This is a genomic window from Dyella japonica DSM 16301 (assembly GCF_001010355.1).
GTDB lineage: Bacteria > Pseudomonadota > Gammaproteobacteria > Xanthomonadales > Rhodanobacteraceae > Dyella > Dyella japonica.
This window is the reverse complement of the sequence record NZ_JPLA01000060.1, coordinates 1-14,144: the sequence shown is the minus strand read 5'-3', so window position 1 is coordinate 14,144 and position 14,144 is coordinate 1. Positions and strand designations below refer to the sequence as shown.

The window sequence follows — 14,144 nt, the reverse complement described above, 5'->3', positions numbered from 1 at the left end:
CAATCTGAATCAATGCACTGCGTGCGAGGGGAGAGTATGTCAGTCAATACGTACAAGCCATGGCTTGTCGGCGCCTTGTTGCTGCTTGCGGGAGGTGCAGCCACCGACGCCTGCGCCACTGCCGATGTCGCCGGTTCGACCGCCAGCAAGCCCCTCATCGACGGGTCCAGGATCGACGCCCGCCAGACGACGACCCTGCATGGCACGGTCCCGTTGAAGGTCGCCAAGAGTCAGGACCTCGGCGCCATGGGCCAGACCGAAACGATTCCGTCGATGACCCTGGTGCTCAAGCGCAGCGTCGCGCAGCAGAAGATGTTCGACGCCTTCCTGGCCTCGCTGAACAATCCGGCCTCGCCGAACTTCCACAAGTGGCTCACTGCCAAGCAGGTCGGCGAAATGTACGGCCCGAACGCCGACGACGTAGCCACGGTGACCAAGTGGCTCAACTCGCAGGGCCTGGGCGTGAAGAACGTATCGCCCGACCGGATGCGCATCCGCTTCACCGGTTCGGTCGGTGCAGTGCAGCGCGCCTTCGGCACCTCGTTGCGCCGCTACAACTCCGAAGGCAAGACGCACTTCGCCAACGCCACCGAGCAGAAGCTGCCCGCAGCCTTGACGCCGGTGGTGGCCGGCGTGGCGTCGCTGACCGACTTCTTCCCCAAGCCGCTGGTGAAGAACGTGCAGGCCGTCAAGCGCGACGGCAAGGGGCACTGGGTGTCGGCCGGCAACCGCTCGTCTGACTTCAACTTCATTTTCAACAATGACATCTACAACGATGTCGCGCCGGCCGACTTCAACACCATCTACAACGTCAACCCGCTGTGGAGCCAGGCGACGCCGGTCCGCGGTGCGGGCCAGACGGTGGTGGTGCTGGAGCGCACCGATGTGCAGGACGCGGACGTGGCCACGTTCCGCCAGACCTTCCTGCCGAGCGACGCCGCGGGCGTCTTCTCGCAGGTGCATCCGGCCGCCTTCAGCGGCGACACCAGCTGCGCCGACCCGGGCAGCAACGGCGACGAAGGCGAAGCCGCGCTCGACGCGGAATGGGCAGGTGCGGCAGCTCCCGATGCGAACGTGACGCTGGCCGCGTGTGCCGATACCGGCGCGGACTTCGGCCCGTTCCTCGCCGCGCAGAACCTGCTGGCGCAGGACACGCCACCACCCATCCTGAGCCTCAGCTACGGCGAGTGCGAACTGGTCAGTGCTGCGGTTGGCGATCTCGAACTGGCCGCCTCCCTGTGGTCGCAGGCGGCAGCCGAAGGCACCACAGTGTTCGTGTCATCCGGCGATGCCGGTGCGGCGGCCTGCGACCAGAACGAGTCGGCGGCGAGCTTCGGCATCGCCATCAATGGCCTTGGCAGCACGCCGTACAACATCTCGGTGGGCGGCACGGACTTCAACGACTTCAAGCAGACCAGCAAGTATTGGCAACCGGCCAACGGCAGCCTCGCCGCCAGCGCGATCAGCTACATCCCGGAACAGACCTGGAACAGCTCCTGTGCGAGCAGCCAGCTCTACACGATCCTGGGTTACGCCGATCCGGTGACCTCGTGCAACAGTGACAAGGGCGAGAACTTCCTCGATACCGGCGGCGCCGGCGGTGGCCCCAGCTATGCGTGGTCGCAGCCGTCGTGGCAGGTCGGCATCGCCGGCCTTGGGCAAGCCTTGACCCGCGCCACGCCTGACGTCTCACTGTTCGCCGCGAACGGCATCTATGGCCATGCGCTGATCTTCTGCATGTCCGATGCGTCCGAAGGCGGCACGCCGTGCAACTACATCGATCCGACCAACGCGATCTACAACAGCGCGGGTGGCACGTCGTTCGCCGCACCCGCGATGGCAGGCATCCAGGCACTGGTCAACCAGGCCTCCAATGCCAGCCACGGCAACATCGGCCCGACGCTGTATGGCCTGGCGCGCAAGCAATACGGCACCACCGCATCCCCGGGCGTGGGCTGCGCCGTGACGGACACCAGCTGCGTCTTCCATGACGTGGCGACGGGCGACATCGACGTCCCCTGTTTTGCCGGCACGGGCGACTGCTACGCGACGAGCGGCAACGCGTTCGGCGTCGTCAGCGACGGCGGCACCAAGTCGCTGGCCACCGCATGGGCGGCAGGCAAGGGTTACGACTATGCGACGGGTCTGGGCTCGGTCAACGTGACCAACCTCGCCAACGCCATCGCCAATCAGGAGTCGCGCGGCAAGAACATCCAGCGCACGTGGGATCTGTTTGGCATGCTCGGCAGCGGAAATCAGGGCGTGGGCCTCAACTCGATCCTCGACGGCCACAGCAGCCTGTTGATGATCAGCCAGACCAGCGGCAACGCGATCATGCTGCACATGAACGGCGGCACCGTGCTTGACACTAATCCCTGGGACTCGATGTTCGAGCCGAACGATCAGGTGAAGGCCATACCGACCGATCTGTATACGGGCGTACTGAGCGGCCAGACCGTGATGGAGAGCGACAATCCGGTGGACCACACCACCAATCTCGCCATTTACAGCTATGGCTGGGTCAACTTCCGCTTCCCGTATCCGGCCGGCTGGACGCTGGTGGGTTCGGGCGTGATCGACAGCTCGGGCGTGTCCAAGGAAATCTGGCGCAACAACAGCACGGGCCAGTTCGGCTACTGGACCATCAACTGCACCGGTACGATCCACTTCGGCCAGTTGTTCAACATGGGCTGCGATCGCGTCATCGGCGACACCATCGCAGCTGCGGCAGGCTATACGCCGCACCTGGCTGATCTCAATGGCGATGGCTACCTCGACATCGTCTGGACCGGCCCGAGCAACGACATCTACTACTGGATCAACGACGGCCAGGGCAACTTCAGCAAGACCTATGGCGGCACGTTCCCGGCTGGCTGGACCCTGGAAGGCGCGGGCGAAATCGCTGGCAGCGGCAAGACCGACCTGATCTGGTCCAACGCCTCGACCAGCCAGGTCGCCTGGTGGGTGATGAACGGGACCACCGTCACCGACCGTCAAACGCGAAACGTGACGCCGGGTTACTCGATTGCGTCGATTGAAGACTTCGACGGTGACGGTCTGGCCGATCTGCTGTGGACGGATGCCGCCGGCGATGCGTACATCTGGCTGGGCAACGGCAAGGGTTTCGTTTCGCAGCGCGTCGCTGACGGCGACGGCGCTCCCTACAACATTCCTGCCGGCTACGTCGTGCAGAAAAATCGTCTGCAAGGTGTCACGCAGCCGGTGGTGCAGACGCTGAACGCCACGGTTGCTTCAAACGGTACGCACTGACGCGAAGGAATCGCACATTGAGGTGGGCGGGCAACCGCCCACCTCTTTTTTGTCCACGCTGTCGCACATCGTTCGATGCGGTTTTGAACCCACGGAACACCAGGATGTTCCGTTGTCCTTCGCGGGTGGCAGCGGCGCTGATCAGTGCGGTGCGATCGACGGGCGGGCGCTACGGCTTGACCCGCGTCAAACAAGCCTTGAATGTGGTCGCCAAGGTGCGGCCACCCGCGGTGTGGCAGATGCGGGACAGGCACAGCGCCTGCGCATCGACCAACCACCATCGTCAGGAAAGAGGCGGCAGATAAATGGGCCGCGCCGCCGTCAAACCTTGCTTCACCTGCACGCTGCGCTCATCGGCCAGCACTTCATCCTCGCCCGCTTCGAGACCGTCGAGCGCGCGCTTGACGATGTCCTCGGCGGTGGATTTCGGGGCGTTGAAGTCGCGCGCCAGATCGGTATCGACAAAGCCCATGTGCAGCGCCGTCACCTGCGTATTCTGTCCTGCCAGTTCGAGGCGCAGGGCATTGGTGAGTGACCAGGCAGCGGACTTGCTCGCCGAATAGGCGGCCATTGCGCCGCTCACCCACGAGACCACCGACAACACATTGAGCAAGGCGCCGCCGCCGTTGGCCTTGAGCACCGGCGCGAAGGCTTTGCTCATGCCCAGCATGCCGTAGAAGTTGGTTTCGAAGATGCGTCGCGTGACCGCTTCGCTGTCTGCGGCAAGAAAGCCGCCGGCCTGGGCAATGCCGGCATTGTTGATCACCAGCGTCACATCCGAGGCCAGCGCGGCGGCCGCGGCCACCTCGTCCGGATTGGTGACGTCCAGCCGCAAGGGATGGACGCCGGGCTCGGTGATGGTGGCGGGGTCGCGCGCGGCGGCGTACACCTTGCGCGCGCCGCGGGCGAGCAGCTCGCGGGTGAAAACCAGACCGAGTCCGCGATTGGCACCGGTGACAAGCACCGTGGCGTCTTTGATGTTCATAAGAAACTCCGGGAAGTGGGGAAGTGGGGTGTCGCCTGAAGCGGGCCGGCCGTGATGCGTTTCGTGACAAGGTCCAGCACTCCCCCGGTTGGCCGGTCGCTTGGAGGGGAGCGTTTGTTTCAAGGGTTCATCGCATGGGTGCAAAGGCTAGAACCTTTCAAATCAGGGCACTAGACGGTAAATTCGGAAGGCACCCTTTCATCTGGTGAGAGGCCGTGGACCGACTCGAAGCCATGACCGTGCTGTTGACGGCGGTAGACGCGGGCAGCCTTTCCGCCGCCAGCCGGCAGTTGCACATGCCGCTGGCCACCGTCAGTCGGCGCGTGTCGGAACTGGAAGCGCATCTGAACGTCCGCCTGGTGCTGCGCGGCGGCCGCAAGCTGGTGCTGACCGATGCCGGGCGCGATTACGTCGCCTCCTGCCGGCAGATCCTGGAAGACATCGAACAAGTCGAACGCACCGCCGCCGGCGAATACCGCGCGCCGCAGGGCGAGTTGATCATCAGCGCGCCGGTGGTGATCGGGCGCAATCATGTGGTCCCGGTGCTGGTCGCGTTTCTGCGCAGCGCCCCGCAGATTCGCGCGCATATCCAGTTGAGCGATCAGGTCAGCCATTTGCTGGAGGAGCATGTGGATCTGGCGGTGCGGCTTGGCGCCTTGCCCGACAGCAACCTCGTGGCCACGCGCATTGCACTGATCAACCGCGTGCTGTGCGCCAGTCCAGGCTATCTGCAGGCACGGGGCGTTCCGCAAAAGCCCGAGGACCTCGCGGGGCACGATTGCATCACCTACGTGGGCTATTCGGCGGCGGACATGTGGGAATTTGGCGAGGGTCCATCAGCGCAGCTGATCAAGGTGTCCTCGCGACTGAGCGTCAATTCGGCAGAGGCCGCCGTGATCGCCGCCGTCGAGGACGGAGGCATCGTGCGTGTCCTGGCCGATCAGGTGGATCCTCTGTTGAAGGCGGGGACGCTGGTGCGCCTGCTGCAGGCCCATGAGCCGGCCCCGATGCCGCTCAGCCTGGTCTATCCAGGCCAGCGTCTGATGCCCTTGAAATTGCGCGCCTTCATCGATTTCGCCACGCCGCGATTGCGGGAGCGGTTCGGCTATCAGCATCCGTGACACCGACGGCAACTCGTCCGGGTCATCCCACTTCGACCATCCCGACAGCACGCGGTGATCGAAGAGACTGCGCAGCGGACGCGAATCAATCTAGACTTGCGCGCTCCGTTCCCTGTGCTGTCGCTGGTTGCAATGAAACGTCGCTCGATCGTGTTGTGGGTGTTGCTTGGCTGTGTGGTGTGTTCGTCGGCTGTCGCTGCCGGCGCGCCGGTGAGGCATGTGCGGTTGGGGCCGTATCGCGTCGAACGCGACGTGACGCCGGGTCGCAATCGAGTCGTGGGGACGCTGACCAATGTGGGGCGCGTGCCGGTGCATACGGCCAAGGTGAGCTTCCGCCTGTTCGACGCCAAAGGTCATGCGATCGGGCGTGCAACGGATGAGGTGCACAATCTCGCGCCAGGACAGACGTGGAAGTTTCATGCGTCCGCGCGCGGCAACGTGAGCCGCGCGCGCCTGCTGCGGATCGAGGACCGGTAACGGCTGCGCTGTCGATCGAACGGGATTTGGAAAGTCCGCGCTCGCGGGCGGCACGACCATCTCCGCTTCTCCTATCAAGAGCAGCAAAGCCTGGAAACGCGCCGCCATCGCCATTGCCTTCAATGTCTACGCCGGGTGAGCGCTGGTGGACCGGGCAGGGCGCGGCGAACACGTCGCGATCACCCGATGAATGGACCATGAGAGAGCGCCACTGAGTTGGCGTCCCCTTGATCACTCCAGGAGTCGCCCATGAAAGCCGTCACCTCGCTGGCCCTGCTTGCTGCCTGCCTGTGTCCCACTATGCTGCTTGCCCAGTCGGGCGGTTGCGATGCCAAGCGCCAATCGATCGAGCAGGAGATCGCCTATGCGCAGGCCCACGGCGACGACTCGCGCGTGCAAGGGCTGCAGACCGCTCTTACGCAAGTGAAGGCGCATTGCACCGATGCGTCGCTGCACAGCGATGCCGAGCAGAAGGTCACCAAGGCACAGCAGAAGGTAGTCGCGCGGGAGCAAGAGCTGGCGGAGGCCAGGGAGCAAGGCAAGAGCGCCGACAAGATGGCGGACCGCCAGCGCAAAGCGGACGAAGCCCATGCCCAACTCCAGCAAGCCATGATGGACGCCGAAGCCTTGCATTGATTGCGCGGGGCGACGCCTGCACTGGAGAAGACCTCGCCCATCCGCGTATGGTGAGGGCAATGCGCTGGACGAGCTGGCCTGATAAGAGCCACGTGGCAGCGCGTCGAGCATGATGTTCGATCATTCCCCACGATACTTGCCCAGCCGAGCCGCCCATGACGCAAGCCTCCGTCGACACGATCGATGCCTCTACCCTGGAGCGCGAATTCGCCGCGCTTGGCTTGCCCAAGGGCGCTGTGGTGATGGTGCATGCGTCGCTATCGGCGTTCGGCGCAGTCGATGGTGGTGCGGCGGCGGTGATCGATGCGCTGCGCCGATGCGTGGGTGAGACGGGCACCGTGGTGGTGCCGACGTTCACGCCACAGGTGGCCGATCCCACGCCGCCGTCGGTCCCGCGCGATGCGACCTTGATCGAGCAGGCTCGCCAGCAGGTGTCGCTCTACCACGCGGACTTGCCGACGCCGATGGGCGCCGTGGCCAACGCGCTGCTCGCGCATGCCGATCGCCGACGCGGCAGTCATCCGCAGGCGTCGGTGGCCGCGATCGGTGTGCATGCCGATGACATCACCGGCCACCAATCCTTGCGCTATGCGCTGGGCAAGGGCTCGCCGTTCGAGCGGATGTACGCGCTGGGCGCCTATATCCTGCTGCTGGGCGTGGGCCATAACCGCAACTCCTTCCTGCACTACGCCGAGTCGCTCGTGCCGCATCATCGGACCAAGCTGCGTGGCTTTCCCTATGTGATGGCAGACGAGCGTGTCTGGCTGGAAGTGCCCGACGTGGGCGACGACAACGGCCGCTACTTTCCGCGTCTCGGCGAGGCTGCCGAGGCGGCCGGCCTGATCAGGCGCGCGCGCATCGGGCAGGCCGCCTGCCAGCTGATGCCCAGCGTGCCCTTGGTCGACTTTGCCAGCGCCCGCTTGCATGAATGGCTGGCAGAAGGCCGATGAAGCGTGGCGCCTCCTGCCGGTGAGGCCGACATTTCATGCCGTGTGGCCATTGAATGTGGAGGTTGGAGTCCTCATGGTTGAGCTGCGTTCGAATCAAGGAACCTCATGAACGACTCGTCCCACCTGACCCAGCAAGCCGTTTCCATACGAGGGATCAGCAAGACTTATAAGGGCGGCTTCCAGGCGCTGAAGGCGGTCGATCTGGACATACGGCGCGGCGAGATCTTCGCCTTGCTGGGCCCCAATGGCGCGGGCAAGACCACCCTGATCAGCATCATCTGCGGCATCGTCACGCCCAGCGGCGGCAGCGTGACCGTGGATGGTCACGATGTGCTGCGCGACTATCGCGTGACGCGCACGAAGATCGGCCTGGTGCCGCAGGAGCTGTCCACCGACGCCTTCGAAACGGTGTGGGCGTCGGTGCGCTTCAGCCGCGGCCTGTTCGGGCGCGAGCGCAACGACGCGCATATCGAGAAAGTGCTGCGCGCGCTGTCGCTATGGGAAAAGAAGGACGCCAAGATCATGACCCTGTCCGGGGGCATGAAGCGCCGCGTGCTGATCGCCAAGGCGCTGGCGCATGAGCCCAGCATCCTGTTCCTGGACGAACCCACCGCCGGCGTCGACGTGGAGCTGCGCCACGACATGTGGCAGATGGTGCGCGGGCTGCGCGAAACCGGCGTCACCGTGATCCTCACCACGCACTACATCGAAGAGGCCGAGGAAATGGCCGACCGGGTGGGCGTGATCACCCGCGGCGAGCTGATCCTGGTGGAAGAAAAAGACGTACTGATGCGCAAGCTGGGCAAGAAGCAGCTTTCCATCACGCTGCAGACGCCGATGCAGGCGCTGCCTGCAGGCCTGGACGCTTCAGGGCTGGAACTGGCCGACGACGGCGCCACGCTGATCTACACCTTCGACGCCCAGAGCGAGGACACCGGCATCGCCGACCTGCTGCGCAAGCTGGCCGAGCGCGGCGTGGATTTCAAGGATCTGCATACATTGGAAACGTCGCTCGAAGACATCTTCGTCAGCCTTGTGCGGGGTGCGCCATGAACTTCCCCGCGATCCGCGCCATCTACCGCTTCGAGATGGCCCGCACCTTCCGCACCCTGACCCAGAGCATCGTGTCGCCGGTGTTGTCGACGTCGCTGTACTTCATCGTGTTCGGCACCGCGATCGGTTCGCGCATGGGCGAGATCGGCGGCACCAGCTACGGCGCCTTCATCATCCCCGGCCTGATCATGTTGTCGCTGCTCAACGAGAGCATCTCCAACGCCTCGTTCGGCATCTATCTGCCCAAGTGGTCGGGCACCATCTATGAGCTGCTCTCTGCACCGGTGTCGGCGCTGGAGGCCGTGCTGGGTTACGTGGGCGCGGCGGCTTCCAAGTCGGTGATGCTTGGCTTGCTGATCCTGGTGACGGCGCGCTTCTTCGTGCCGTACAGCATCCTGCACCCGGGTTGGATGATCGTGTTCCTGCTGCTGACGGCGGTAACCTTCAGCCTGTTCGGTTTCATCATTGGCCTGTGGGCAGATGACTTCCAGAAACTGCAGGTGATCCCGCTGATGGTGGTGACGCCGCTCACCTTCCTGGGCGGTGCGTTCTATTCCATCGGCATGCTGCCGCCGTTCTGGCAGAAGGTCGCGTTGTTCAATCCCGTGGTCTATCTGATCAGCGGCTTCCGCTGGAGTTTCTATGGCCACTCCGACGTCAACGTGGTGTTGAGCGCAAGCATGACCTTGGGCTTCCTGCTGCTCTGCGGCGTGGCGGTGGCCTGTATCTTCCGTACCGGCTACAAGCTGCGTTCCTGAGTCCGGGGGCGGGCCGCCGCCCCCAAAACGCTGAAAGTCCCCAGTGCCCGGGCCGTGACGTCTGGGCCATTGCTTCGTCACGGCCGCGATGTATACAGTGTATACATGAGCCGCCTGACCACCGCCGAGAAAATCCTCAAGGCCGCGCATCGGCTATTCGATCGCGAAGGCGCCGACGCGGTCACCATGCGCCGCGTCGCCGAGGCGGTGGGTATCACGCCGATGGCGATCTATCGGCACTTCCCCACCCGCGATGCGCTGCTCAAACAGCTGTCCGACGACAGCTTCAAGGCCGTCGCGCATGAGTGGGAGGAGCAGCGCGGCAAGCGCCGCGACGTGCTCAAGCGGCTGTTCGCGCTGGCCGGGCCTTACCTGGATTACGCGCTGGCGCATCCACACCTGTTCGATCACGCCTTCTCGGTGCGCCGGGACGACGCGCGGCGTTACCCCGAGGATTTTCGCGCCGGGTTGTCGCCCACCTTCAACGTGGTGGTCGACACCGTGATCGAGGGCATGGCCAAGGGCGTGCTCAAGCAGGACGACCCGCACGATGTCGCCATGGCTCTCTGGGCGCAGCAGCATGGCCTGGTCGCCCTTTATCGCGCCGGTCGTTTCAGTTTCGACGAGGCGGCGTTTCGCGCTTTCTATCTGCAATCGATGGAGAGGTTGATCCATGGACTCAAGGCTTGATGTTTCCGCTGTGCTGACCTGGCTGGGCGCGACGGCGCTGGCTGCCGTGTGCTGGTGGTTCGGCACGGGTGTGCACACGTTGTGGTGGTTCACCTGGCTGGCGCCGCTGCCGGTGTTGTGGCTCGCGCCCAGGGTGCGTGCGCCGATGGCGGCACTCGTTGCCTTCACTGCGTATGCGATCGGTGGTTTCAACCAGTGGGATTACCTGCACCACTACATCGGCCTGCCGATACCGTTCATTGCGTATGCGATCGCCATGCCGGGCATTGCCTTGGCTGTGTACGTGCTGCTGTTCCGCCGGCTGCTGCTGCGCGGCCGCAGCGTGTGGGCGGCGCTGGCGGTGCCCACGGCCTGGGTCGCCATCGAATACATCAGCAGCCTGCTTTCGCCGCACGGTACGTTCGGCAGCATCGGCTACACCCAGATGGATGCCTTGCCTATCCTCCAGGTGGCGGCTGTCGCGGGTCTATGGGGTATCAGTTTCCTGGTGTTGCTGGTGCCCACCGCCATCGCGGTGCTGTTGACGCCGCAGGCTGCGACTCGTGGCCGCTTGATTGTGGCGGTGCCGACCGCAGTCGTGCTCGCCGTGTCGCTTGCCTATGGCGGCTGGCGGTTGCAGGCGCCAGCCGTGTCCACCATGCGTATTGGCCTGGTATCGCTGGAGAAGCCGATCCGCCCCGCCCTTGCGGAGGCCGATGGTCAGGCGCTGCAGGCGCGCTATGTCGACGCCCTGAATCGTCTGGCGGACCAGGGCGCGCGCCTCGTGCTGATACCCGAAACGTCCTTCGCTACGCCCGACGCCAGCGTTCCCGCGCTGGCGCAGGTAGCGACGCAGCGCGGCATCACCGTGGCGACGGGCATCGACTTCAAGGGTGATGCGCAGGTCGAACGCAACATGCTGACCGTGCTGCAACCGGCAGCCAGCTCGCCCGCCACGTACAGCAAGCATCACCTGATACCTGGCCTCGAGCGGCAGTACACGCCGGGCGGCAACTACACCATGCTTGCCGGCGCACCGCGCATCGGCCTGGCGGTCTGCAAGGACATGGACTTCCACGACATTGGCCGCGCCTATGCGGCGCGCAACGCACAATTGCTGCTGGTGCCTGCGTGGGATTTCAGCATCGATGGCTGGCTGCACGGCCGCATGGCCATCATGCGCGGCGTGGAAAGCGGTTTCGCCGTGGCACGCGCTCCGCGTTCCGGCCGCCTCACCTTGAGCGACGACCGCGGCCGCGTGGTCGCCGAAGCGTCCAGCGAACAGCACGATGCCGAACTGGTCGGCGACCTGCCACTGCGTGAAACACACACGCTCTACAGCCGGTGGGGCGACTGGTTCGTCTGGCTCAGCCTGCTGGGTCTGGCCGCTTGCCTCGTATCCGCCTGGCGGCCGCCGGTGATGCAGCGTTGAAACACTAAGCGGGCCTTTTGCACTGGCGGCCACGACCCGCAGTGGGCCGTGGTCCGGGCCGCGTAAAATTACGGAGTTGCGGCCCGAAGAACTGCTGTTTTCCAGGCGCATCTGACCCGGCGAATATCAGCCTCGCCTCGTTCAGCAGGAACTTGCGGTTTTGCGCCGAAATTGACCTCTGCTTTCTGGCCTATAGCGGAGGTTGCGGCCCGCTCAATCCGCGACGGCGTACTCGCTCTTGTGCAGCAGGGAAGGGCAGGCCGGTGGATGACCTCCCGGTCCGCGGCACACCACGATGGCGGATGCGGCAGCGTAGGCCGCCCGATCAAATACATGGTTCCTGCCGTAGTCCGGCGGCGTCATGCCGAGGCGATAAAGCATCTCCCGCATCACATGCACCTTGGCGTTCCGGCGTGTGGCGTCGGTGTTGTAGGTGAAGCTGATGGTGGTGGACGATTCGTCGCTGGTCTCCACCATATGCGGACTGGTCAGCGGCATATACACGCCGGTGCCGGGTCCCAGGCGGAACACGTGCGCACGCTGGCGGAATTCCTCGCTCCACAGCGTGCGGCTCAGGTCGTGGCGCATATGGAAGCAATCGCGCGCCCGGTCGCTGCACACGGCGGTATCGTCGGCGTCCCACACGTAGACGGTCTTGGTGCCGCGCACCTGCAACAGCAGCACGTGGCTGCGATCGATGTGGAAAGGCGTGGCCGTATTGGGCGAGGCGGAGAAGATCCAGCCTGCCCGGTAGTAAAGACCCGGGTCCTTGCGCTCGATCTGGGGCTGGATCGGATTGATCACGGCATCGACCAGCTCGCGATAGAGCGGGTCCGCCTGGATATGGCGCAGCAGCACCCACGCCTTGGCCGCGCTGATATCGCGCAGCGAATCGACCGCCGACTTGGCGGTGGGAAACAGGCTGGCGGCGTCGTCGAAGTCGGTGCCGGCGGTGACATCGCTGTTGAACGCATACCAGCGCTTGGTGCCACGGCAGCGCTTGCCCAGTTCCACCAGCTGCTCGGTTTGCAGCAGTGGATGCTCGGTCAAACTGTGCTTCAGTGGTTGGATGCGCCATGGATCAAACGCATCCCAATCCATCTCGATAACCGGCTTTTTGCTTTCACTCATAGTGGACCCCCAGCCCTGGCGAGCGCATGCGTCGCGTGTGATGTGTGGCCCCTGTGGGAAATATTTATACGCTGTGGCATCGCCAGCGAGCAGACGTCTAAACGCAATACGCCGTGAAAGAAACTGCGCTTTGAGATGCGTCGAAACACATCGTCGCAAGAGATTGCATTCGATGGTTTGTCGTCAGCTACGACGAAAATAGTTTCGTCGCGCATCGACCACGAAGCGCATGGCGCGCGATGCAAATCGTCGTTTGGTGCCCTGAAAAACGCTGCCTTACGCGTATCTGTCGATAAGCGTTGCTGATACAGCCATGCGTCACTTGTGCTTGCGCTGGTGACTGACGATCAGCTTGCGCGAGGCTTCGCCTTGGCGCGCTTGCGCGTGCTTGGCGCACGCGCGGCATCACTCGAAGTCGGCGCATTTGCGTTGATCTGTTCGATCCACGACAAGCTGTCCGCGTACGCGAGGAATTGTTCGAGATAGCCTGGCGACAGTTCGCGCATGAGCGCCATCGAGCGATGCACGAGCGCGCCGGAATTCAAGGGGCCGGCATTCTCCGGGACCTGTTCCAGCGATTGCCGCATTTGGCTGCCGGTGCGCAGCGTGGACCAGAGCTTCTTGAACTGATCGAGCAGGTCCAGCGTGGGATAGCTGGCGCTGGGCAGCGCATCGCGCGTGGGCGCGTGCTGCATGCGCGCTGCCACGCCGGCTTCGATGTGGATGAGCAGATCACCCAGTGAGCTTGGCGTGCCCGCCTGGGCGATATTTGCGTTGGAGGCCGCGTTGTCCAGGTCACGCGCATACGTCTGGATCAACTGAGCCAGGCGAGCATCCAGGATGCGCCTCGCCTCGCCCTCATGATGGGCCGCACGCGTCGCCAGCGCTTCCATCCGATGAAAGCGCATGGGATCGACCCGGTCTGCGCCTTGTTCGCGCCACGCGGCGAGCGTGGCGCGGACCGATGTCACATCAAGGCTCATGCGTGGCCACGTTGGCGTTCGACGGCCGCGGCATCGGCGCCATTTCCACGCGGCGATTCTTGGCGCGGCCTTCGTCGTTCGCGTTGGTGCTCACCGGTTGTTCCGCGCCAAAGGCGGCGGCGAACACCGATGACGCGGGCACGCCTTCGGCAATCAAGGCGCGCGTGACGGTGAGCGCGCGCTCGGCCGACAGTTCCCAGTTGTCGGCGAACTGCCGGTTGCCATCGCGCACCTGGCGGTCGTCGGTGAAGCCGCTGACCATCAGGATCTCGTCGCGCGACTTCAAATAACCGGACAGCGGGCCGGCGAGGCTCTTCAGCAGTTCGCGGCCTTCCGGCTGCAACTGGTCGGAGTTCAGCGCAAACAACACGCTGCCGCGGATGCCGATGCGGCCATCGACCAGGGTCACGCGTCCGGCGGCGAGCGGTCCGGCCAGGGCCTGTTCCAGCGTCTGGCGACGCTGTGCTTCGGCCTGCCGCTGCTTGACCTCTTCGTCCAGCCGGCTCGACAGCTGCAGCTGCATGCCGATCACGCCGACCAGGATCAGCACGAACGCGCCGAGCAACACCGACATCAGGTCGCCGAAGGCGGCCCAGATCGTGGCGCTCGATTCGGCTTCGCCTTCCAGATCGTCGATCATGCCGTTTCGGCCTCGATCGCGGCGCGCTGGCTGGCGAGC

General features: G+C 64.5%; 13 protein-coding genes. 9 read left to right on the top strand and 4 right to left on the bottom strand.

What is annotated here, in order from left to right; all coding sequences use genetic code 11:
- The first annotated feature begins 36 nt into the window (after window positions 1–36).
- Window positions 37–3,270: a protease pro-enzyme activation domain-containing protein gene (locus Y882_RS17405; RefSeq protein ID WP_046973225.1), complete on the top strand. Its 3,234-nt coding sequence runs from the start codon at window positions 37–39 to the stop codon at window positions 3,268–3,270.
- 283 nt (window positions 3,271–3,553) lie between these two features.
- Here Y882_RS17405 and Y882_RS17400 read toward each other — a convergent pair whose 3' ends face one another.
- Window positions 3,554–4,255, bottom strand: coding sequence for an SDR family oxidoreductase (locus Y882_RS17400; RefSeq protein WP_046973224.1), 702 nt, complete (start codon window positions 4,253–4,255; stop codon window positions 3,554–3,556).
- 215 nt (window positions 4,256–4,470) lie between these two features.
- On the opposite strand from Y882_RS17400, the gene Y882_RS17395 reads away from it, so the two are divergent.
- The 8 genes from Y882_RS17395 to Y882_RS17360 all read left to right on the top strand — a co-directional run bounded on the left by Y882_RS17395 (window position 4,471) and on the right by Y882_RS17360 (window position 11,351).
- Window positions 4,471–5,376: a LysR family transcriptional regulator gene (locus tag Y882_RS17395; RefSeq protein ID WP_046973223.1), complete on the top strand. Its 906-nt coding sequence runs from the start codon at window positions 4,471–4,473 to the stop codon at window positions 5,374–5,376.
- 132 nt (window positions 5,377–5,508) lie between these two features.
- Window positions 5,509–5,853, top strand: a complete 345-nt coding sequence (locus Y882_RS17390) for an FxLYD domain-containing protein (protein ID WP_046973222.1) — start codon at window positions 5,509–5,511, stop codon at window positions 5,851–5,853.
- A gap of 249 nt (window positions 5,854–6,102) precedes the next feature.
- Window positions 6,103–6,489 (top strand): DUF1090 domain-containing protein, encoded by a 387-nt coding sequence (locus tag Y882_RS17385; protein WP_046973221.1) that lies wholly within the window; start codon window positions 6,103–6,105, stop codon window positions 6,487–6,489.
- 155 nt (window positions 6,490–6,644) lie between these two features.
- Window positions 6,645–7,439, top strand: coding sequence for an AAC(3) family N-acetyltransferase (locus Y882_RS17380; RefSeq protein WP_046973220.1), 795 nt, complete (start codon window positions 6,645–6,647; stop codon window positions 7,437–7,439).
- Between the two features lie 105 nt (window positions 7,440–7,544).
- The gene (locus tag Y882_RS17375; RefSeq protein WP_046973219.1) at window positions 7,545–8,492 is read left to right on the top strand and encodes an ABC transporter ATP-binding protein; all 948 of its coding nucleotides are present in this window, start codon (window positions 7,545–7,547) and stop codon (window positions 8,490–8,492) included.
- Entirely contained in the window at window positions 8,489–9,250 is a 762-nt protein-coding gene (locus tag Y882_RS17370) for an ABC transporter permease (RefSeq protein WP_046973218.1), read from the top strand. The genes Y882_RS17375 and Y882_RS17370 overlap by 4 nt, the downstream gene beginning before the upstream one ends.
- 105 nt (window positions 9,251–9,355) lie before the next feature.
- Entirely contained in the window at window positions 9,356–9,940 is a 585-nt protein-coding gene (locus Y882_RS17365; protein ID WP_046973217.1) for a TetR/AcrR family transcriptional regulator, read from the top strand.
- Window positions 9,924–11,351: an apolipoprotein N-acyltransferase gene (locus Y882_RS17360; protein WP_046973216.1), complete on the top strand. Its 1,428-nt coding sequence runs from the start codon at window positions 9,924–9,926 to the stop codon at window positions 11,349–11,351. Before Y882_RS17365 ends, Y882_RS17360 begins: the two co-directional genes overlap by 17 nt.
- A gap of 213 nt (window positions 11,352–11,564) precedes the next feature.
- Here Y882_RS17360 and Y882_RS17355 read toward each other — a convergent pair whose 3' ends face one another.
- The 3 genes from Y882_RS17355 to Y882_RS17345 all read right to left on the bottom strand — a co-directional run bounded on the left by Y882_RS17355 (window position 11,565) and on the right by Y882_RS17345 (window position 14,105).
- A complete protein-coding gene (locus tag Y882_RS17355; RefSeq protein WP_156171555.1) occupies window positions 11,565–12,482 on the bottom strand; it encodes a JmjC domain-containing protein in 918 nt (305 codons plus the stop codon).
- A 347-nt stretch (window positions 12,483–12,829) separates the two neighbouring features.
- Window positions 12,830–13,465: a DUF2894 domain-containing protein gene (locus Y882_RS17350; RefSeq protein WP_046973214.1), complete on the bottom strand. Its 636-nt coding sequence runs from the start codon at window positions 13,463–13,465 to the stop codon at window positions 12,830–12,832.
- On the bottom strand, window positions 13,455–14,105 hold the full coding sequence (locus tag Y882_RS17345) for an OmpA family protein (RefSeq protein WP_046973213.1): 651 nt from the start codon (window positions 14,103–14,105) through the stop codon (window positions 13,455–13,457). The genes Y882_RS17350 and Y882_RS17345 overlap by 11 nt, the downstream gene beginning before the upstream one ends.
- Window positions 14,106–14,144: the final 39 nt, after the last annotated feature.

Bases quoted from the DNA above. Each gene is read 5' to 3' on its own strand.
- Y882_RS17355 (WP_156171555.1), bottom strand. From the start codon at position 12,482: ATGAGTGAAAGCAAAAAGCCGGTTATCGAGATGGATTGGGATGCGTTT.
- Y882_RS17370 (WP_046973218.1), top strand. From the start codon at position 8,489: ATGAACTTCCCCGCGATCCGCGCCATCTACCGCTTCGAGATGGCCCGC.
- Y882_RS17345 (WP_046973213.1), bottom strand. From the start codon at position 14,105: ATGATCGACGATCTGGAAGGCGAAGCCGAATCGAGCGCCACGATCTGG.
- Y882_RS17400 (WP_046973224.1), bottom strand. From the start codon at position 4,255: ATGAACATCAAAGACGCCACGGTGCTTGTCACCGGTGCCAATCGCGGA.
- Y882_RS17360 (WP_046973216.1), top strand. From the start codon at position 9,924: ATGGACTCAAGGCTTGATGTTTCCGCTGTGCTGACCTGGCTGGGCGCG.
- Y882_RS17375 (WP_046973219.1), top strand. From the start codon at position 7,545: ATGAACGACTCGTCCCACCTGACCCAGCAAGCCGTTTCCATACGAGGG.
- Y882_RS17380 (WP_046973220.1), top strand. From the start codon at position 6,645: ATGACGCAAGCCTCCGTCGACACGATCGATGCCTCTACCCTGGAGCGC.
- Y882_RS17385 (WP_046973221.1), top strand. From the start codon at position 6,103: ATGAAAGCCGTCACCTCGCTGGCCCTGCTTGCTGCCTGCCTGTGTCCC.
- Y882_RS17405 (WP_046973225.1), top strand. From the start codon at position 37: ATGTCAGTCAATACGTACAAGCCATGGCTTGTCGGCGCCTTGTTGCTG.
- Y882_RS17350 (WP_046973214.1), bottom strand. From the start codon at position 13,465: ATGAGCCTTGATGTGACATCGGTCCGCGCCACGCTCGCCGCGTGGCGC.
- Y882_RS17390 (WP_046973222.1), top strand. From the start codon at position 5,509: ATGAAACGTCGCTCGATCGTGTTGTGGGTGTTGCTTGGCTGTGTGGTG.
- Y882_RS17365 (WP_046973217.1), top strand. From the start codon at position 9,356: ATGAGCCGCCTGACCACCGCCGAGAAAATCCTCAAGGCCGCGCATCGG.